The following is a 19,466-nucleotide window of genomic DNA, read 5'->3' on the forward strand; positions in this document are numbered from 1 at the left end:
GCGGTGGAAAAAGGCAAGCTCTTTTTATTTTTTGAGGTACGATAAAAATAAAATGTGCTTGACTGCGCGTTGGCTTTTAGCTTGCAGGTAACGTTGTTGTATAAGCTTTGTTGTGTTGTTTAAGCAGTGAATTTAGTAAATAAAACACGAACGGCGAAATTCCGGAGGAATTTCCCAAGTGAGCTAAAACCAGCAATAAAGTTTATACGGTGTTGTGTGTAGTTTTTTAATTGTTTTATTATTTTCCTTGCGTTACTTTCAATTATTTTCCATTCCCACAATTCAGGATTTCCAAATTCAGGATTTGTGTTTTTCCAGTTTTCAGTTCTTTTTTTAGAGTTCACAGAAATTCGGCATTCAATTTCTTTTTCATTATTTAGTAAATTTAGATGCACGAATATTATTCCCCAACCATCAATTCGATTTCGGTATGTTTTTCCTTCGCAATATTTTGGGTCGAGTTTTAATTTCGTTATTGAGAACTTGCCTTTACTTTCAGGAAGATAAATTCCAAATCCAAATTGTTTTTTGTTTTCAGAAATCGAGTGATGGAAATAGTCTTTAAATTCAGAGTAATTGTTTATCCGAACTAATTCTTTTTCCATTTCAGAGTAAGATTCATAAAGTTCAGTTTTTGAGTCAGAAAGAATGTGTTCAATCAGTTCAAAAAGTTGATTTTCATCTATAATTTCTGTTCTCTGCATTAATTATCAGTTTTATGGAATTCCAATAGTTTATCCGTAAAAAGGTTTATTTCTTTTTTTTCTTTTAGCTTAAAATCGGCAAACATAATCACTCCGAAAATAATAAACACAATCGGCAAAATCCAATTCCCTTTAATCAGCGAAATTATTGAAATCAGAATTCCGAGTACGAGTAAAACTTTCGCTAAAATATTCATTGGTGACTTAAAGACAAATTTCAAATCGTAATTTCCTGTGTCATTCACAGTTCCGATTAGTCTGTGATTGTTTGGGAAACGATTTCGCATTAATTCAAACTTTTCAGTTCCGACATATCCATTATAGAATCCGTTCACAATTAACTTGTTCAGAATTCTTAAATTTTTGTCACTTTTGGTTATCGTTTGTCTCATTTCTTAAATTACACACAACGTTGTTGTATAAGCTTTGTTGCGTTGTTTAAGCAGTGAATTTAGTAAATAAAACACGAACGGCGAAATTCCGGAGGAATTTCCCAAGTGAGCTAAAACCAGCAATAAAGTTTATACGGTGTTGGCAAATCGTTTTTTATTTTTCCTTTTCTAACTTTGGAAATAAATCATTATTTTTCCATTCTAATTCTCTACTCGTTTTCTTGATTTCTATCCAATTAGTTTCTTCATCTTCATAATTTCCGATTTCCTTTTGATAAACTATTTTTCCTTTTATTCCATCTTTATCTTTAGGGAAAATTAATTTTTCTTCTAACCAATAAATTCCAGCATCTGAAACTTGAGATATTTCCAAGACTTTTTTCAACTCAGACTCTGTTTTGAAGAAGTAAATTCCTCCACCATCGATTCCACAAGCTTCTGATAAATAATTCACAAACAAAATATTCTCTAAATTATCAATTCCTTTATTATCAAAAATGTCAATTGAAAATTCATAAGTTTCTAAAATAGAAATATTTTCGGTTAGTTCAGATTTTTCATTCAAATGACGTATGATAATTGAGTAATTATCTTCTATTTTTTTATAAGTAAAAAAGTATTTTGAGTTTTTAAATTCCTTTTTTTCTAACGAAATTAATCCACCAAGTAAATAACCAACTTTATTATTGTATTTAACTTTATAAAAAGGTGATTCAATTCCGTTATAATTTAACTTGTTTTCAGTTTTTTCAAGTATTAGTATTTCTGTTCCAATTTTAAGTAAATCAATCACTTCAGATGTTAAATTTGGAAGTTTCCTGAATTTGACATCATTTCCAAATAAATAATAATGTTCTCCGCTTTTAAAGTCAAAATTCGGATTATGATATTTTATTTCTTGACTAAAAGAAAAGCTTGTTATTAAAAGAAATAATAATGTTAATTTTTTCATTCTTTAATGTTTGCCAACGTTGTTGTGTATGATTAGTTGCGTGTTTCAAGCAGTGAATTTACTAAATAAAGCACGAACGGCGAAATTCCGAAGGAATTTCCCAAGTGAGCTAAAACCAGCAATTAATTATACACGGTGTTCTACGCAGTTTTTATTTCCGTTAATATTTTTCCTTCAGCATTCAGTTCATATTTATTACCTTCCCAATCTATTAATTCAATTCTGTTTTCGACAATTTTAAATTCCGTTTTTCCGTCTGGATTTACAAAAATATCTCTCGCACTAAAATTCCATTTAGTTTCTCCATTTTTATCAATTCGACTTATTTGAATTTCTCCGTGAACAATAAAATCCTCGTCAAATTCATAAATTCCGAAACAAGTTGCGATGTCATATTGATTTCTCCAATTAGCAGATAAATCCGTTAAATTCAGAGAGTAAATTTGGTCAGAACAGCAAATATAAATTCGGTCATTTTTGATTAGAAATGAATTTTCAGAAATTCCAGTTGCTCCTCCAGCTCCCAATAATAATGCGCTACACTTTTCAATTCCGTTTTGTGTTATTCTAATTCCGTGTTTTGAGGAAGGTTGATATTCCAATTCAATTCCTAAATCGGCTGGATATTGTTTCTCAAATCTCTGACCAAATTCCGTTGAATCCAAATCAGATTCATTAGTTATTTCAATTACGGAATTTTTATATTTTACTTTCATTTTGTTGGTTTGGTCAAATTGCGTAGAACGTTTAGTATATGAAAAGTAGGGCAGTTAATAAGCACTTACTTTCGGTTTATAACTTAGCTAAATATAAATATTTTGTTTTTAATTTTCGTTTAAAAGCCAAATTTTATATTTAGCGGACTTTGTAAATAAAGACATAACTTTGAAGTTAGCACAAAAGCCCTATTTTTTATATACATTGTTACCACACGTTTTTTATTTCCATTTAGTTCTTAACTGACTTCCTTTTTTTATGCTAATACCATCTTCAAAATCATAGACATAAGCTAATCCAAAACTGTTTTTTTCTCCAATAGAATCAATTTTTACTGAAAAATCCGCAGATTCATCAATAAAATCCATTCCTTTCTGAACATTATCTTTACTACCTTTATTAATTTCTATTTCCCATATTTTTAATTCATTATCTCTTTTGGAAGTCGTTATAGTTATTCTATTTACTTGACTTATAATTGGTTCAGATAGGAATAAATCTCTCCATTTGAGAGGTAAACTGCTTAAATTTAATTCTTTTACAACTGTGTCTATTTCTTTAGATACCATTTTTAAATATTGTCCACTATTTTTTGGTTCATATCCTGAATTGTAGTTTTTGGAAAACCTGTGATAATCATTTATTTGTTCTTCTCCGATTATTGAAAATTCTTCTGATAATAAATATTTGTAATTACTCCAACTTAATAAATCATATTTGGTTTTAATTTTTAAAGAATCTGCTCCGTAATTGGTTTCTATATTTTGTATTTCACCATCAAATTCAAAAGGCTCGATTCTAAGTTTAACTTTTTCAGGTATTAATGTCAAATTAGTATTATCAATTTCATATTTGCCTATTACTTTTTTATTTCGTCCTCCACCAGTACAACCATAAACATAATCGACAAATTCAAACTTGTTATTACTAAGTAGTAAAAGATAAAATCCACTATTAAACCCTTTAGAGGAATATTTCAATGTGTCTATTTTCTGAGTAGTTAACTCTTTTGTATCTGATTTTTTATTAGAGCAACTAACTACAAAAAGAGATAATATGATTATTAAATATTTGTTCATTTTTCAAATGTGTGGTAACGTTGTTGTGTATGATTAGTTGCGTTGTTTAAACAGTGAATTTACTAAATAAAGCACGAACGGCGAAATTCCGAAGGAATTTCCCAAGTGAGCTAAAACCAGCAATTAATTATACACGGTGTTCTACGCAGTTTTTATTTCCGATAATATTTTTCCTTCAGCATTCAGTTCATATTTATAACCTTCCCAATCTATCAATTCAATTCTGTTTTCGACAATTTTAAATTCCGTTTTTCCGTCTGGATTTACAAAAATATCTCTCGCACTAAAATTCCATTTAGTTTCTCCATTTTTATCAATTCGGCTTATTTGAATTTCTCCGTGTACAATAAAGTCATCGTCAAATTCATAAATTCCGAAACAAGTTGCAACGTCATATTGATTTTTCCAATTAGCTGATAAATCCGTTAAATTCAGAGAATATATTTGGTCAGAACAGCAAATATAAAGTCGGTCATTTTTAATTAAAAACGAATTTTTAGAAATTCCAGTTGCTCCTCCAGATTCCAATAATAATGCGCTACACTTTTCAATTCCGTTTTCTGTTATTCGAATTCCGTGTTTTGATGAAGCTTGATATTCCAATTTTTGTCCTAAATCGGCTGGATATTGTATTTTAAATTTCTGACCATATTCCGCTAAATCCAAATCAGATTCATTTGTTATTTCAATTACGGAATTTTTATATTTTACTATCATTTTCTTGGTTTGGTCAAATTGCGTAGAACGTTGATGTATAAGCTTTGTTGCGTTGTTTAAGCAGTGAATTTACTAAATAAAACACGAACGGCGAAATTCCGAAGGAATTTCCCAAGTGAGCGATTACCAGCAATAAAGTTTATACGGTGTTACCTACAGTTTTTTAATTTATTTATTATACTCTTTGTTCTATCTCTTCCAATTATACATCCTCCACAAGTTTTAGTCAGAGGTGAATATTTTTTAATCTCTTCTATTCTTTTTTCAATCTCATTAATTTTTATTGAGTTAAAATCTGATATATTACAGTAGAAATATTCAATTGCCATAATTCTTGTTGCAGGGTTTTTACTATACATCAAAAATTCACAATTTGAAGGATTTATTATTTTGTCAAAAGCTTCTCTATTTGTCAATAATGAGCTTCCATATCCACAGTAATTTCCATATATAACTCCTGTAAATGGATTCATTGCAATTTCAAGTTCTTTAGTAGATTTTAAATCTTGAAATATAATTGGTTCAGATGCTCTTTTCTTTCCAAATGTTAACGGTGTTATTTTAAATTCATCACTTATTTCGAATAAATGAGATAATTTTTCTTTATATAAATTCTTTACTTTTTTTGATTTATTCGGAATACCAGCTGTTAATTCGTATGCTATAACTTGATTTTTATAGTATAATATTTTGTACCAAAAGGACATATATCCTTTTCCATTACTGGCTTCTTTTAATTCGTAATTAAAACCCAAGTTATCTCGGTTTTCATTAGTTACATCCAAGACTTCTAATAATTTGTCAGTTGAAATGTTATGAGCTCTAGTTACTTGAGAAATGAATAAAGTATCCATCATTATCCATTCCTTAACTAATTCAGTTTTTTGTGAAAAAGAATAGTTAAAAACTAAAATGAAAGTTAATAATGATAGTGTTTTCTTCATTTTTTAATTGTAGGTAACGTTTAGCTATGGTTAGTGCGGGAATAGAAAGTCAGGGACTTTCAATTTAGCACTTAGCCAAAGCATTTTGTTTGTTTTTATTTTTTCTGTCAAAAGACAAATCAAAATGATTTGGCGGACTTAGTAAATATACACTAACTTTTGGATTAAACACTAAAACCCGTATTAATTATAGGTGTTGTTAGCGACAGGTTTTTATTTTCCATTTTTTATGGAAGTGAATAGGGAAATATGTTACGGATTCTACAGGTTTACCATTTTTTGTAGCATATTCAAATGTAGGTATTAGTTTTACTATTCTTTTTATTTCCTTAATGACGTTTTCATCTTTACAAAATTCAATTTTCTGGTTATAAGCCTTTCCCTCTTTAGAAATATATAGGGTTACTGTTGGAGTAGGGTAGTCCTTTTTTGATTTGTGCTTTTTCAGGATTTCATTGTCTAGTTGACAATAAATAAATTTCATTAATTCTCTATGACCATTTGGATAATTAGAATTTCTTTCTCCTTTTCCCAATTTGTCTAATTTTTCGGCTTTTAATCTTGTTTTTTCAAAAATATTGTCCCCAAATTTTTCCATAATTATTGGAATTGAAATATTGTTATAGTAATCAATAAAGCTAGGTTCATTATTCTTTAAACAAGATTGAAAAAGAAGAACTATAATTCCAAAATCTTTTTCTAATATTTTTTGGAATGTTTTAGAATAACCTTTTCCTTGTCTAAAGAGGTAAGCTCTATAAATTCCTTTTTTCAAATCTTCATTAGCCTTTTTTTTTGCCTGTGCAAAATTTAGAGAATCTGAATAAAATTTAAACTTTTTGTCAGAGATTTGACTTTGTAAACTAACAGTAAAAAACAAAAAAAGTATCAGTATGCAGTATTTCATTGCTGGATTTATTTTTTACTTGGCGCTAACGTTGTTGTGTATGATTAGTTGCGTGTTTTAAGCACTAAAGTTAGTAAATAAATCACAGATAGAAAGTCCGCGAGGACTTTCGTAAATTGGCTAAAACCAGCAATTAATTATACACGGTGTTATAGCCAGTTTTTCTATTTCAAAACTTTAACTACATTGTCTAAATAATCCACAGTAAGTTTAAATTCAACAATGTTATTCGGGAAATATTCATCCATTTGAGTTCTCAAATCAATGAAAGGTTGAAGTTGGCTATTATCATTTGCCATTCCTTCAATTACAGAAATTGATATTTCGTACTTATTCTCATTTTTTTCTGCGTAAACATATTTGGCTACTGATAAGTCAAAAAATCCAGTTTCTCTAAAACCCTCGGCAATCCTATCAATTTCCTTTTCAGATATATTTTCTTCATTAAAAGCGATTTCGTGTTTAACATTCAATCCGTAAGTTTTTGTTGAGATATTTGCTTGTTCAATTGTGTCTGAAGTATAAGCAATGGCGAAAATCGGTAATATTGTAATTAATAGTCCGATTATTGAAATTCCAATTACTCTCCACCAACTATGTATTAAACCACCTGAACTTATATGTTCATTAGATTCAACTTCTTGGTATTTTTTAAATAAACCATAAGCAATTGCAGAATATACAATTGGTATAATTTGATTAGGAATATTTATATTTTCAGGTATTAAAAAAATTCCACCAAAAATTATAATTGTCACAATAATTGTAATTATCCAAGTTGGCTTTACTTTTTCAGGCTGACCAATTGTTTTGAAGTTTTCAGAAAGTAAATATCCTGCGACTAAAGGACCTCCTAAAAATGTTCCAACCCAAAAAGTTTTGTCCTTAAATATTTTTCCTTTTGGAATTGAATTTTCGATAGTTTCGTTCATTTTTCTTTAATTGGCTATAACGTTGTTGTGTATGGTTTGTTGCGTGGTTAAGTAGTAAATTTAGTAAATAAAACACTAACCAAGAAAGTCCCAAAGGACTTTCGTAAGTAAGCGATTACCAGCAATAAATTATACACGGTGTTGCCAACTGGTTTTTCTTTCCTATGTTTTTTTAATATGACTGTAAACATCATTTATATGGATTGAAATTCGGTCATTTTGTCCCATTTCATCAATTTCAATATACAATCTTGGGTCATCTATTGATATTACTGTCCAATATAAATCGTAATTTGGTTGATAATCTAATTTAAAGTAAACTTCATCTCCGACACTTATGTCTCCAATTTTATATTTTCCCATAATAATTATTTTTTTAAATCTACTATTTTATCAAGTCCTAAATTTACAATATTCATTAATTCAGCAGTTGTACTTAAATTTTCAAGCTCACTATTTAAACTTGCAAAAAAATCAGATTCGTTTGAAAATGGTTTCGTTTTTGAAGCTTTCAAAAGTGCTTTTGAAATATAAGTTTTTACTTTTTCAAATTGTTTTTCAAATGAACCTAAATGTTTCGCAAAAGTTTCACCACGTTCCATTGTCATTGCATTCTGCATAAAGCACAAGTCAGCTCCATTTCTCATTCCTCTTTGACAGTTATATGCGTTTCTAACGAGCATTTCATATCTCATAGATTTAGTATATTCATCTTTACTCATATTTTCAATTTTTAGTTCTTCGTTTAACTTGTTGGCAACAATTGTATATAGAACATATGTTCTTTTACACTCAAATATAAGATATATATAACATATGTTGTATATATCTTTTATGTTGCTAACTATCTAGTGGATTCTTGATTTGTTTAAAAGTAGTCATAGCAACGTGTGTGTAAATTTCTGTTGTTTTGGTTGAGCTGTGACCTAATAATACCTGAATTTGTCTTATATCGGTACCTCCTTCGAAAAGATGAGTTGCAAAACTGTGTCTTAACATGTGCGGTGTTACAGTAGTTTGTATTTTAGCTTTTTTTGCAGCATTAGTTACTACTTTCCCAACGCTTTGTCCAGAATATTTTCCTCCATTCATTCCTTCAAAAACATAAAAACTTGGTTTCCATTGTTTGTAATAGTTTCGTAAATCTGTTAATAAGGTATATGAAAGTATAGTGTAGCGATCTTTTTTACCTTTCGCAGCTTCAATACGAATGAGCATTCTTTTACTTTCAATATCAGATAATTTTAAATTAACTAACTCGTTTCTTCGAATTCCTGAGGAATAGAGAAGACTAACAATGCATTTATGTTTCAAATTATTGGTGTTTGCTATAATTTTCAGAACATCATCCTTTGAGATAACCTTTGGTAATTTCTTTTCTTTTCTAGGTCTTTCTATCTGATAAAATCTGTTTGGCATACCTAGGACAGATTCATAATAAAATTTTATACTATTTATGGCTATATTGATGTAAGAGTCAGATTTATTTTCTTGAATTAGTTTCAGTATATAATTTCTAATATCATTTTCATTTATTTCAATAAGTTTCTTTGAGTGATAATAGTTTATGAATGCTTCAAAGGCAAGAATATATGCTTTTACAGTATTGTTTGCGTATTTTTTTAATTCTAGTTTGTCTAAATATTGAGTAGGACAAAGGCGGAAATTTTCTGGCACGATCCTTTTTCTAAACCAAGTGATATCAATTGGTTCACTATTTTTATTTATCGGTTTTTTATCAAAAAAATAATTGCAATTTACCCAAACTACACCACTAAGGGTTTTGAAAACTGTATCAAGGTTTTCTTTAGAATTTAAAATGTAAGCCATATTAAATTCATTGCTCCATTTTACATCAGGTAATTGTTTAACAAGAGCATGAATAACTTTATCGGTATTGAATTGAAGACCGATATACCGCTCGTTTCTAATTAAAAGATGCTTTAAAGTCACGTTTCTACCTTTTTCCATAAATTGCTATTTCATGCAAAGTAATGGATGTAAATGATTTAAGTGTATCTTATACGAATAGGATACGTATAATATGCGTTTAACATCAGGGATATGAGATTTAATAAAACTTGCTTACAATGTGATAGTGAATTAACAGGTAGGACTGATAAAAAATTTTGTGATTCACAATGTAAAAGCGCCTATCAATATCAACGAGCAAAAAAGGAGCCTGAACGTTTTTATAATAAAGTGGACAACCAATTAAAACTTAACCGTAAAATTCTCAAAGAATATAATAAAGGTGGCAAGGTAACAGTGCGAACTGAAGTTTTAAATAAAAGAGGATTTAATCCTAATTTTTTCACTCACTATTGGAAAAATAAAAGAGGTGAGGTTTATTTATTTGTTTACGAATTCGGCTTTTTTAAATTAAACGAAAATAATAAAGAGAAATACCTGTTAGTCATTTGGCAAGATTATATGTCTTAAAATTACTGAGTTTTATATTAAAGCTAATTGTTAATTTAAATAATTCGTATAGTTCTATTAAAATTTAAAACCCTTGGGTAAAGAATCTTCGGTATCTTTATTAACGAAATTTACTTGATAATTTATTGTGTTAATTTCACTATTTCCATTCTGGATTTTGGGAAAGAACAAAAAGTTTTAGTAGATAAAAGGTTTAACCAACAGAAAGAAAGTATGTCTACACTATAAATAGCCACTATTCATAATTCATATAAGATTATTGCTGGATTATTATAAAGTTGACAATAAAGCCAATCAGCACATTTCCTTCCATTTCGTAAAAACTACATTCCAGAAAAAGAGCTTCTTTAGCAAAGGTCTTGGACATTATCCAACCTTTTGACTTTCCATTTCGTTAACCCTTTCCGCTGCTCTGGAAAGGAACACTCTATTCCAAGTAAAAAGCGTGAATCAAGTCCGCTTAATAGGAATAAAAATTTATTTGCGTTTTGTTCCACTTCCTATGATTCTGTATTTCACAAAGAATTTAGGTTCACATCCTAAGCCACAACTGATATACCCTTTTTTTGACGGCAAAACAACAACATTCAGCTTTGAACGACAACATAACCAGGCTCGTACCTCGCACTTTTTATATGTCTAAACAAAGCTGAATATCGAAAGCACTAAGCAACAAAAAAAGGTAACAGCGGTGGCTCTATGGGAAGTAAATCTAAAATGAATCTTATGAAATCTTACAAAATCAATAAAAAGGAAGCGGAACAAAAGTTAAAAAAACAAAATAAGGAAAACGCTCGGGATATAATAAGTAAATCAATTTCAAAGCCTTTTTGAATAGTTCAAATAGGTAAATATTAATCTTTAAATTTTTTAATTATGAGTACTCTAAGAAACAAAGTACAGTTAATTGGCAACGTAGGAAACGAGCCAGAAATCACAAACCTTGAAAGTGGAAAGAAAGTTGCGAAATTTTCAATCGCTACCAATGAGTCTTACAAAGATTCTAATGGCGAAAAAGTGACAAACACCCAATGGCACAATATTGTGGCTTGGGGAAAGATTGCCGAAATCGTTGAAAAATATGTAGGCAAAGGAAAAGAAGTTGCGTTAGAGGGAAAATTGACCTCACGCTCGTATGAAACCAAAGAGGGAGAAAAAAGATACGTTACAGAAGTAGTCGTAGATGAAATCTTGCTTTTAGGAATTAAAGGCGATAACGCTACAGAATAACTAAAAATTAAAAGAGAGCGTTCCTGTCGAAAAGTGCGCTCTCTTTTTTCATTATTAATCGTATTAAATAGAAAAACAATGAATGATAAAGGTAATAAAATTAAAGCCGATTTACAACATTTTTGCGGTACAGAAATGTTCTTTAAAATTCCATTAATTGGAACTCGGTTTACAGACGGATTAAAATATTTAGCAAACGAAGCACAATGCTTTTGGTTAATTACAGATGCATCTGTAATTGCAAAAAGTCTATTGAATAGAAGTGAATTTATAACGGTAGATTTTAAGCGACTTTCTGAAAAAGAACAGTTTGAAAAGCAATGTGAAGCCATCATTAAATATAGCGATGGAAACGATAAAATTTTTGAAACACATCGTTATAATGTAACCGATTTTCCATTGGATGAATTGCGTTTATTTTTTGTGAATAATACGCTAATGCTTCCGAGTGAATATTAACTTTTTTGGTTATGGTATATCTCAATTACACAAACCTCGATAACGAAACACAACAACGTTTGGTTTCGGTTTCCAAAAAAGATGTTGAACATAAATTTGGAAATGATTTGAAGCGATATGCAGAAGAACATCATTTAGAATATGATACTCTTTTGGAAGAAGAAGCAATAAGAAATCTATATTCTTACGACTTTGTATTTAGTATTTAAACAACACTTATTAACCTCAGGACCTTTAATTTTTTAGAGGTCTTTTTTTACACTCTCATTTTATATTCTGCAACAAAATGAGTTATTCTTTAAAGATACTTTTAAACTTCTATAATTAAACTCTTAAAAAATCGAATTACAATTATTAACGGTAAAAAAGCCATTACATTTTTGGATGGAATGGTATTTTTTTTGTCCAGCGCGCTGGACGAAAAGGAATAGCAAGAGGGTAACACGCTGACGCGATGTTTCAGTTTTTATTTTATCAAAAACACTAGTAAAATTAATGCTTAACAGCGATTTATTGTTTTGGTTTTTGAAATTTAAGCATCGTTTTTCACGGAAAAATGCTGTCAGCCCAATAAAAACAATAAATTTTTCAAGGAAAAATGGATAAAGGATATGAAAAAGAACGATTTGATAGCTTAAGTATTAAAACTTCGGTAGCTAAAAAATTCAATGGATTTTGTAGAAAAATGTCACTGTCGAAATCTATGACGTTATTAGTTATGATTGCTTTTTTTGAAGAAAATGGAATTTCACCACACGAATCCATAGGTCCAAAAATGCAGACGCTAGAGGCTTTAATTAAGAAACGAATCAATGGTGTTATTGCCATAATGAAAGACATAGAAAAGAACCAAACTAAACCGACTGTAGCCATGATGCAATCTCTTTTTAAGGAGATTGAACCACCAATAAAGAAATTGATTTTAGAGAAGAAAACACCAGAGCAAAAGAATCCAGTACGTTTTCGAGAAAAGCGAGAAACAGATAACGAATTATAAAAATTATAGAAATGTATATCACCATTACAGCGCAAAAACTAGGAAGTAATTATTCGCAAAGCTCAGGAGATTTTGTAGATTATCTAGAGAAAGAAAATGAAAGTTTAGAACAAGGAGAAATAGAACACTTTTTTAATCAATATGGTGATGAGATTAATGCGACAGAAGTTGTAATAGAAATTGACGAAAATACAGCAAAGCTTAAAAAAGGAGAACCAAAATTTTATTCCATAACTGTGAGTCCTAGCAAATACGAATTGAGACAATTACAAAATAACAGACAAGAATTAAAGCAATATACTAGAGCAATAATGAAGGATTATGCAGCTTCTTTTAACCGAGAAATTAATGGTAAACCTATAACTGTAGATGATATTAAATACTATGCTAAAATAGAACACCAAAGAACCTATAAGGGAACAGATAAGCAGGTGAGAGAAAATCAACCTTTTGCGACCAAGATCCTTGAATTAAAAAATGAAGTCCGAAAAGTGGAACAAGGAAATCTCGAAGGAAACATAAAACAACTAAAGGCTAGAATTTCAAAACTAGAAGCACAAGCGCCACACCAACAAAATGGAAAACGTATTGTGCAAGGCATGCAAAAAGCAGGCAATCAAAGTCACATACATATCATCGTAAGCAGAAAGGATATGTCTAATTCTGTGAGTCTTTCTCCAGGAAGTAAGTACAAAGCTTCAGAGGTAATGATGAATGGAAAATTGGTAAAGCGTGGGTTCGATAGAGATTCGTTTTTCGCGAAAGCGGAAAAGACTTTTGATTCCACTTTTAAATACAAACGCAACTATGCAGAATCTTATAAATCGAAAAAGGATTTTATCAAAAATCCAAAACTGTATTTCTCTGTCTTGCTTGGTTTACCTGCGAGTGAGAAAGCAATCGCTTTTAAAATTTTAGGAAAAGCGGGAGTGCCTATGATGAGCATACCAACCAGTCAAGTACAACTCGCATTAAAGACCATACGCTATTTAAAACGTGGTGTTGATATAGCCATTAAATCAGGTTCAATAGGAATATAAAATGGAGCTACAAGAAATTACTTTTGTAATAGGATTATTATTTGGAATGGGCTTGGTGTTTTCAAGTCTATTCAAAATGACTCGATATGCTTTTGCTATAAATTTTATCTTAATTAGCATTTGTTTAGTCACACTTCTAAAAATGAATACATATTTAAAGCAATGGGTTGAACAGATATTATACATAGGCTGCCCATTACTTTTAATCAATACGATACTGTATGTTTTTCTACACAAGGAGAACGAAACGCTAGATACTAACAATAGATATCAAGTGCATTTTAAAGTGCAACGAGGACGCTTTAAAGTCGATAATATTAAACGCGGTGCATCTGTAATTGGTTCTGCAGGAAGTGGAAAAACGGAGAGTGTGGTTTTTAATTTCTTGTCGCATTTTAGTAAGTATCAATTCTGTGGAGTTATACACGATTATAAACGTTTTGAAATTACCGAAATGGCATACCCTTTATTCGAAAAGAATGCTATCGATTTTAGAGTAATTTCCTTTGATGATATTTATGATCGTGTGAATCCAATTGCACCAAGATATATGCAAAATGAAGAAAGTGTAAATGAAGTTGCAAGAGTATTAATTGAAAATCTTTTAGAGCAAAAGGAATCTGGAACTACAGGAGCAAGCAAGTTTTTTAATGATGCGGCTGAAGGTTTAATAGGTGCATTAATTTGGAAACTGCGTTCTGATTATCCTAAGTACTGCACATTACCACATCTTATCGCTATTTATCAGTTTCTGGACACAGACAGTCTTATTACTTTTTTAAGTACAAATACAACTAGCAGAGCTATGGCAGATGCTTTTATTAGTGGTAAAGATTCAGATAGGCAAACAGCAGGAGTGAAGAGTACGCTGGCAAATGCGTTAAAAAAAATAAGTACACAACGTATTTTTATGGTACTCTCGGCAGACGATGTCTCTTTAGATATTAATAGCCAGGAGCAACCGTCTATAATTTCAGTAGTCAATAATCCTAAATATGAGACTGCTTATTCTCCAATTATAGCAACAATAATTCATACAATTACAAAACAAATGAGCGTGCGAAATACACAGCATTCTTTTTTATTAATGGAAGAAGCACCTACTATACGCTTGCTAAATATGCATCGTATTCCTGCTACACTGAGGAGTTATGATATTGCAACTATTTATGTTATGCAAGACAAAATACAGAATGATATGATGTATGGAGATAAAGCAAGTAAAGCAATATTAAGTAACCTATCCTATCAATTTTTTGGTAAAGTGAATGACCCAGATACTGCGAAATATTATGAACGTTTTTTTGAAATTGTCAAGAATGAAACTACAAGTGTGAATAGAGGTTATAATCTGAATTTTGATACACGAATTACTACTGGAGAACGTGAGGTTGCCAAAATTAGAGCCGATGTTTTTTTTAGATTAAAGCAAGGTGAGTTTGTCACGTTTGCAGATGGTGAGGATAAGAAAGTACAGTTTAAATTGCCTAATATTGAGAGGCGATTGCCGAATAGAAAGCAGTCTTTTACTGAGGCAGATTTGGAAGCCAATTTTGAGCGGATTTATCGGGAGATTAGTCAGATGTTTGAAGATTAATTTTATTTCTCCCACAGTTTTATGAGAATGAAAAGTTAAGTGAAAGTGAGTTTTCTCATTTCAGATTCAATTAAATTATTAAAAATTTATATTATCTCTTTTTTATGAAGATAAACTGTAAACTAAAAAGGTGCTTTCTCTCGAACCTCTTTCCGCATCACTTTCCAAGCTCCATCTGACTTTGTCAATTTAAATGTTTCTGGTTTCTTTTGATACGTAGTTGTGAATTTTACCCAAGCAATATCGCCATCTATCGTTTCATTCAAAACTTTGAATTTTGATATTTTAGTTTCTGGTTCAATAGATGTAACAATATTTTGAATAGACATAAAGGAAGCATAGCTGTCTGTGGTAGTGTGCTTTTTTAACTTAGCATCATCTTTACTATAAAAACTTTCCACAACAACTTTAGCAGTATCTGTGTGGGATAATTGGGTCTGACTGCAGGCGACTAAGGCTAGCAGCATTAAAATTAGGATTGTATTTTTCATAGTATTACTAATTTGGATTATTTATATAATCGTTAGAGATTTTTAACTTCACGTTTCGTTCTCCATTATTTTCATTCAGTTCTAGTACTACTGAGCGTTCATTGCTTATTGAGAATTTTGGTACTACGTAAACTAATCGCACTGTTTGCTTCTTACTAATTTTTGTTGGAAGCATGTGTTTATAAACCGGTTCTTGATACAAACTTTGTAACGACTTCTTTTTTCCTTTTTTACGTGTATCAATAGAGAGGTTCAAAAAGTTTACATCATAGTCTAAGGAAGATCTGTTTTCTATTTGAATAACGAAGTACAGTTCCTCTTTATCAAAAACAATATTCTCAACAGTTAATACAATACCATCGTTTCTATTTTTGAGTCTTCCTATATTTTGTTTTCTCTTAACGAGATACGAACAGAATCGCTCATAATAGAGAGATGCGTTAAAGCTCCATTCTTCTGTTTTGGTTGTAGTTAGTTTATCTTTAATTGGTTTTTCGTTACCAATAGCGTTAGACAAAGGAATAAAATAATTTAGCTTAGAAAGCGCTTCCTTATATCTTACAATATACGAAAAAACCGAACCATTATTGTTGATTATCAGTAAATTACTTTCTTTTCCAGGTTGCGCTTGTAGTAATCCAAAGTATTGTTCTTTCTCTCTATTATACGTGAATATAAAGTGGTCTGCACCAGTAACGCCTTGACGAATTGGGTTTGAAAAAAATAAAGCTACATTCTTTTGATCATTAGCATATATGGTATCTAAGATTTCTTTTTCTTGAGCTTCAGAGAAAACGGAAACAAAGACTAACATTGTAATTAATAGATAAGATTTCATAACTCTGGTTTTAAAATTAATTTATAATTGTTTACTACTGTCACTTTTACGCTACGATTACTACGTTGAAATATTTTTTGAATCCCACCTACTTGTGGAACTCCTGTAATATTTACGTCATCTACAAGGTCTTCAACAACCTCACGTTTGGCTTCTGCTCTAAAGCTGTTTTCTATGTAGATACCTTCGCTACCATCCTGCAGATCATAAGCTTTTAGACTTATAGTTTGATGCATAATGTTCTCAATATCAATAGTGGCTCTATTGGCTTGAAAACTTATAAAACCGAAAACCAAAGTATTCTTAGCAATGACTCGATTATTTATAAGTGCATCTTTTGTTAAACGCATTCGTAAACGATAATTTGCTTTGACTGTTTGATTTCCATCTACAGCAACTTGAATTATTGCATCTGTTTTTAAGGACTCATTATTAGGATTGATTTTCGGGTTTGCAGCAAAAAACAATTGATGCTCTAAACCCATTTCTTTTGCAGTGATTTCTGAACTTTGTACGGGTAGTAGTGAGTCAATCTTAGGTTTTAAGGACTTCTTTTTTACAAATGATTTAGGATTACGATAGGTGTTTTGTGAGTAATCAATTTTGCCGTTTTTATAGATGCTATCTACAATGCGTTTTTTCTCTTTTGTAAGGTTGTCAATATCATAGAAGCCTAGAGAGTCCAATAGTTTCTCATCATAGATACTAGGTGCATTGGTTTCGCGTACTTCTTTTAAGTCATTAATAGCATCGAGCTTCGAGGAATAATCCTCTTGTTCCTGTTGTAGTTCTGGCACTAATGTCTGCTTTAGGTTATCGGCTTCGGTATCGTCTCCGCCTAGTATGAGTATACTGTATGAGATAATGAAAATGACCACTACACCAAGTACAGTAGCAAATACGAGTTTGTTTTTTTTAATTTTCATAAGAATGATTTTTTAAATGTCCATTATGGGTTTTGATTTTCATAATTGATTTTCTTTAAGGTATTTTCAAAATAGTTTGTAATTAAAAGTCCGTGTGTGTTTTTAGGATAGTTGCGGTCTACAACAATTAGGTTTCCTGATGAAACAAGTTCATAAGTATCGACTATAGTACCACGATTAATTTCAAAAACGGTTATTGTTTTAAAGGCATAGTTTTCGCCTTGAATATTTAATTCTGATTCTATGCTAAGTACTTTCTGAACAAGAGAGTATTGAAGTAATCTGTTATACACACCATCTGCCTTTTTCTGACGATACAAGTTATCTACAGAGCTGTTACCAAGCCATAATGATTTCTCTAAGTTCTTTTCGTAGTTACTTGCATCTATGTTATAGAAATGGGAATGAAACAGCTCTAAATGAGCTAAAGCTTCAATTTTAAAATTCTCTTTTTGAACTACCCACTTTAGGGGAATTACAGTACCATCAGTATTTATTGCAAAGGAGCTGTTTAGTGCTTTTTTATGTGTGTCGTAAACAATCCAACCACTAAAGGCGCTTGTGCCTAATGAGCAGATAACAACTGCGAGTACAATGAATCGATTGATTTTTAAAACGGTATATATGTTTTTGTAAGATGTTTTCATAACATGAAATTTGGCTTAGCCTGTGAATAGTTTGAAAGTAAATGTGGTTGCTCGTTTATAGAGTTTGAACTTTAGAAAGACTATAAATATCACAGAACCTAATTGCACCACAGGAGCAAAAAAGTCACTACCTACATCTGTACCAAATAGGTCTACCCAAAAGCTGGTGTTTATTTCGGTGTAAATGGCATTGACAAATACATTCACTAAAAAGAATGCAGGTACTAACATATAAACAGCAGCATAGAGTTTGAAGAAATTATAAGCCATAGACCTAAACTTCTCAAATACTGCAAGGCTCAAAACCAAAGGGAAAAATGCTTGCATTATTCCTAATAAGAAATAGCGTTCTGCTAGAAATAAAGGATAAATAAACAAGTCTAAAATCCATAGAAATAGACTCACTATAAAAGCAAGAATATTCCATCCATACAAAGGTGTTATTAATGCTTCATATAATAAAGCCATAGCAGCTTGTGCAGCCTCTAAAAAACCAATATCCTCATCTATTGGTATGTCTTGCATTTGTAATGGTAATAGGGCAGGAGCAGTATTACGATATTGACTTTCAATTGCAAGTAGAATACCATCAAAAAAACTGAGTATTTGTGTTGAGAAGATAACCAGGAGAACGATAGCGAAATTCTTTGCGAGTTCTCCCGGACTCAATCCCCAAGTATAACCATCTTTGTCCGCAATACCTTCATTATATTTTTTAAGAATATTAATAAGAAAAAACAGTACCGCAAGTGTTTTCATTCCTGCAATGGTGTATTGCGAGAAGTCGCTAGCTTGTATTGTCTGAAAAACAGCATCAATATATTCTAGCCCAAAACCTAAAAGGAAAGTTGTGGTCATTTTTAATAGTCTGTTTCGCGATTATTAATTTTGTCTTGCATTTTTCTGAAAGAAATAATACCACGATAACGCTTTGTTTTTCTATTAATATCTGAGACCATTTGAGCAGATTCTTGTTCTTTGTCTTTTAGCACTTTTGCGCGTTCTCCATCTGTCATTTTAAGATTGTCGCTAGATAGTATTTCACTTATAAAGTCAACTGTATCCAAAGAGTTTTCGACAATTGCATTAAACGAGTTTGTAATCTGATCTACCTCTTCAACTTTGATGTAAGGAGAACTGAGAATATTGTTTAAGTCCGATTGCATCACACTAAAAAGTTCGGCGTGATTTTGTCCTATATGTTCCACAGCTTTTAACTGCTGTATTACATTATTTACTTTCTCAATACTTTCCTTGGCTTCTTTTAAAAACTTAACAGATTTTACAAGTTGGGATGTCTGCTTTGCAGACTCAATAAGTGATTTCACAAGACTAACAAAGTTAGTGTTGTCATAAACAGGCATGCCTTGTGCTTTTGCTTGACTAGGTATCATTAATACTAAGGCAATTGCCATTACTAGAATTTTGATTTTGCGTTTCATAATATTTTTTGTT

Annotated in this window: 25 protein-coding genes; 7 read left to right on the plus strand and 18 right to left on the minus strand. The window is 30.8% G+C overall.

All coding sequences use genetic code 11. The features are described from left to right. Positions 1-119: 119 nt before the first annotated feature. The 12 genes from ASC41_RS10675 to xerA all read right to left on the minus strand — a co-directional run bounded on the left by ASC41_RS10675 (position 120) and on the right by xerA (position 9,315). Positions 120-704, minus strand: a complete 585-nt coding sequence (locus ASC41_RS10675) for a hypothetical protein (RefSeq protein WP_055436630.1) — start codon at positions 702-704, stop codon at positions 120-122. Then, entirely contained in the window at positions 704-1,039 is a 336-nt protein-coding gene (locus tag ASC41_RS10680; RefSeq protein ID WP_241489655.1) for a hypothetical protein, read from the minus strand. The genes ASC41_RS10675 and ASC41_RS10680 overlap by 1 nt, the downstream gene beginning before the upstream one ends. Before the next feature lie 211 nt (positions 1,040-1,250). Further along, the gene (locus ASC41_RS10685; protein ID WP_055436632.1) at positions 1,251-2,048 is read right to left on the minus strand and encodes an SH3 domain-containing protein; all 798 of its coding nucleotides are present in this window, start codon (positions 2,046-2,048) and stop codon (positions 1,251-1,253) included. Between the two features lie 140 nt (positions 2,049-2,188). Further along, the gene (locus ASC41_RS10690) at positions 2,189-2,764 is read right to left on the minus strand and encodes a hypothetical protein (protein WP_055436633.1); all 576 of its coding nucleotides are present in this window, start codon (positions 2,762-2,764) and stop codon (positions 2,189-2,191) included. A 222-nt stretch (positions 2,765-2,986) separates the two neighbouring features. Next, positions 2,987-3,844, minus strand: a complete 858-nt coding sequence (locus ASC41_RS10695) for a hypothetical protein (protein WP_055436634.1) — start codon at positions 3,842-3,844, stop codon at positions 2,987-2,989. A 141-nt stretch (positions 3,845-3,985) separates the two neighbouring features. Next, a complete protein-coding gene (locus ASC41_RS10700; RefSeq protein WP_055436635.1) occupies positions 3,986-4,561 on the minus strand; it encodes a hypothetical protein in 576 nt (191 codons plus the stop codon). Positions 4,562-4,710: 149 nt separating this feature from the next. Beyond that, positions 4,711-5,505 carry a hypothetical protein gene (locus ASC41_RS10705; protein WP_152971458.1) on the minus strand — a complete coding sequence of 265 codons (795 nt, stop codon included), beginning with the start codon at positions 5,503-5,505 and terminating at the stop codon, positions 4,711-4,713. 199 nt (positions 5,506-5,704) lie between these two features. After that, positions 5,705-6,412: a hypothetical protein gene (locus ASC41_RS10710; protein WP_055436637.1), complete on the minus strand. Its 708-nt coding sequence runs from the start codon at positions 6,410-6,412 to the stop codon at positions 5,705-5,707. Positions 6,413-6,576: 164 nt separating this feature from the next. Beyond that, complete coding sequence (locus ASC41_RS10715) at positions 6,577-7,344, minus strand: hypothetical protein (protein WP_055436638.1); 768 nt, start codon at positions 7,342-7,344, stop codon at positions 6,577-6,579. Between the two features lie 162 nt (positions 7,345-7,506). Then, on the minus strand, positions 7,507-7,707 hold the full coding sequence (locus ASC41_RS10720; protein WP_055436639.1) for a hypothetical protein: 201 nt from the start codon (positions 7,705-7,707) through the stop codon (positions 7,507-7,509). Positions 7,708-7,712: 5 nt separating this feature from the next. Then, positions 7,713-8,066, minus strand: a complete 354-nt coding sequence (locus ASC41_RS10725) for a hypothetical protein (RefSeq protein WP_055436640.1) — start codon at positions 8,064-8,066, stop codon at positions 7,713-7,715. 118 nt (positions 8,067-8,184) lie between these two features. Beyond that, on the minus strand, positions 8,185-9,315 hold the full coding sequence (gene xerA, locus ASC41_RS10730) for a site-specific tyrosine recombinase/integron integrase (RefSeq protein ID WP_055436641.1): 1,131 nt from the start codon (positions 9,313-9,315) through the stop codon (positions 8,185-8,187). Positions 9,316-9,408: 93 nt separating this feature from the next. Between xerA and ASC41_RS10735 the strand changes: the two genes are divergently transcribed. The 7 genes from ASC41_RS10735 to ASC41_RS10765 all read left to right on the plus strand — a co-directional run bounded on the left by ASC41_RS10735 (position 9,409) and on the right by ASC41_RS10765 (position 15,109). Beyond that, positions 9,409-9,786: a hypothetical protein gene (locus tag ASC41_RS10735; RefSeq protein WP_055436642.1), complete on the plus strand. Its 378-nt coding sequence runs from the start codon at positions 9,409-9,411 to the stop codon at positions 9,784-9,786. 876 nt (positions 9,787-10,662) lie between these two features. Further along, complete coding sequence (locus ASC41_RS10740) at positions 10,663-11,016, plus strand: single-stranded DNA-binding protein (protein ID WP_055436643.1); 354 nt, start codon at positions 10,663-10,665, stop codon at positions 11,014-11,016. Positions 11,017-11,094: 78 nt separating this feature from the next. After that, positions 11,095-11,475 (plus strand): DUF6876 family protein, encoded by a 381-nt coding sequence (locus ASC41_RS10745; protein WP_055436644.1) that lies wholly within the window; start codon positions 11,095-11,097, stop codon positions 11,473-11,475. A gap of 11 nt (positions 11,476-11,486) precedes the next feature. Then, on the plus strand, positions 11,487-11,684 hold the full coding sequence (locus ASC41_RS10750; protein WP_055436645.1) for a hypothetical protein: 198 nt from the start codon (positions 11,487-11,489) through the stop codon (positions 11,682-11,684). A 389-nt stretch (positions 11,685-12,073) separates the two neighbouring features. After that, a complete protein-coding gene (locus tag ASC41_RS10755) occupies positions 12,074-12,472 on the plus strand; it encodes a BfmA/BtgA family mobilization protein (RefSeq protein ID WP_193786897.1) in 399 nt (132 codons plus the stop codon). A gap of 11 nt (positions 12,473-12,483) precedes the next feature. Beyond that, complete coding sequence (mobB, locus tag ASC41_RS10760; RefSeq protein WP_055436646.1) at positions 12,484-13,512, plus strand: MobB family relaxase; 1,029 nt, start codon at positions 12,484-12,486, stop codon at positions 13,510-13,512. Positions 13,513-13,654: 142 nt separating this feature from the next. Then, the gene (locus ASC41_RS10765) at positions 13,655-15,109 is read left to right on the plus strand and encodes a type IV secretory system conjugative DNA transfer family protein (protein WP_420835926.1); all 1,455 of its coding nucleotides are present in this window, start codon (positions 13,655-13,657) and stop codon (positions 15,107-15,109) included. 122 nt (positions 15,110-15,231) lie between these two features. Here the strand turns inward: ASC41_RS10765 and ASC41_RS10770 are convergent, their stop codons facing one another. The 6 genes from ASC41_RS10770 to ASC41_RS10795 are packed head-to-tail and all read right to left on the minus strand — an operon-like array spanning position 15,232 to position 19,453. Then, positions 15,232-15,576: a DUF4878 domain-containing protein gene (locus ASC41_RS10770; protein WP_055436648.1), complete on the minus strand. Its 345-nt coding sequence runs from the start codon at positions 15,574-15,576 to the stop codon at positions 15,232-15,234. A 31-nt stretch (positions 15,577-15,607) separates the two neighbouring features. Then, a complete protein-coding gene (locus tag ASC41_RS10775) occupies positions 15,608-16,438 on the minus strand; it encodes a DUF4138 domain-containing protein (protein WP_055436649.1) in 831 nt (276 codons plus the stop codon). Beyond that, the gene (gene traM / locus ASC41_RS10780) at positions 16,435-17,364 is read right to left on the minus strand and encodes a conjugative transposon protein TraM (protein ID WP_055436650.1); all 930 of its coding nucleotides are present in this window, start codon (positions 17,362-17,364) and stop codon (positions 16,435-16,437) included. Before traM ends, ASC41_RS10775 begins: the two co-directional genes overlap by 4 nt. 23 nt (positions 17,365-17,387) lie before the next feature. Further along, a complete protein-coding gene (locus ASC41_RS10785; protein WP_055436651.1) occupies positions 17,388-18,011 on the minus strand; it encodes a hypothetical protein in 624 nt (207 codons plus the stop codon). A 15-nt stretch (positions 18,012-18,026) separates the two neighbouring features. Further along, the gene (locus tag ASC41_RS10790) at positions 18,027-18,869 is read right to left on the minus strand and encodes a hypothetical protein (protein ID WP_055436652.1); all 843 of its coding nucleotides are present in this window, start codon (positions 18,867-18,869) and stop codon (positions 18,027-18,029) included. 2 nt (positions 18,870-18,871) lie between these two features. After that, positions 18,872-19,453 carry a TrbJ/VirB5 family protein gene (locus tag ASC41_RS10795; protein ID WP_055436653.1) on the minus strand — a complete coding sequence of 194 codons (582 nt, stop codon included), beginning with the start codon at positions 19,451-19,453 and terminating at the stop codon, positions 18,872-18,874. Positions 19,454-19,466: the final 13 nt, after the last annotated feature.

This window comes from Lacinutrix algicola, from assembly GCF_001418085.1.
GTDB lineage: Bacteria > Bacteroidota > Bacteroidia > Flavobacteriales > Flavobacteriaceae > Lacinutrix > Lacinutrix algicola.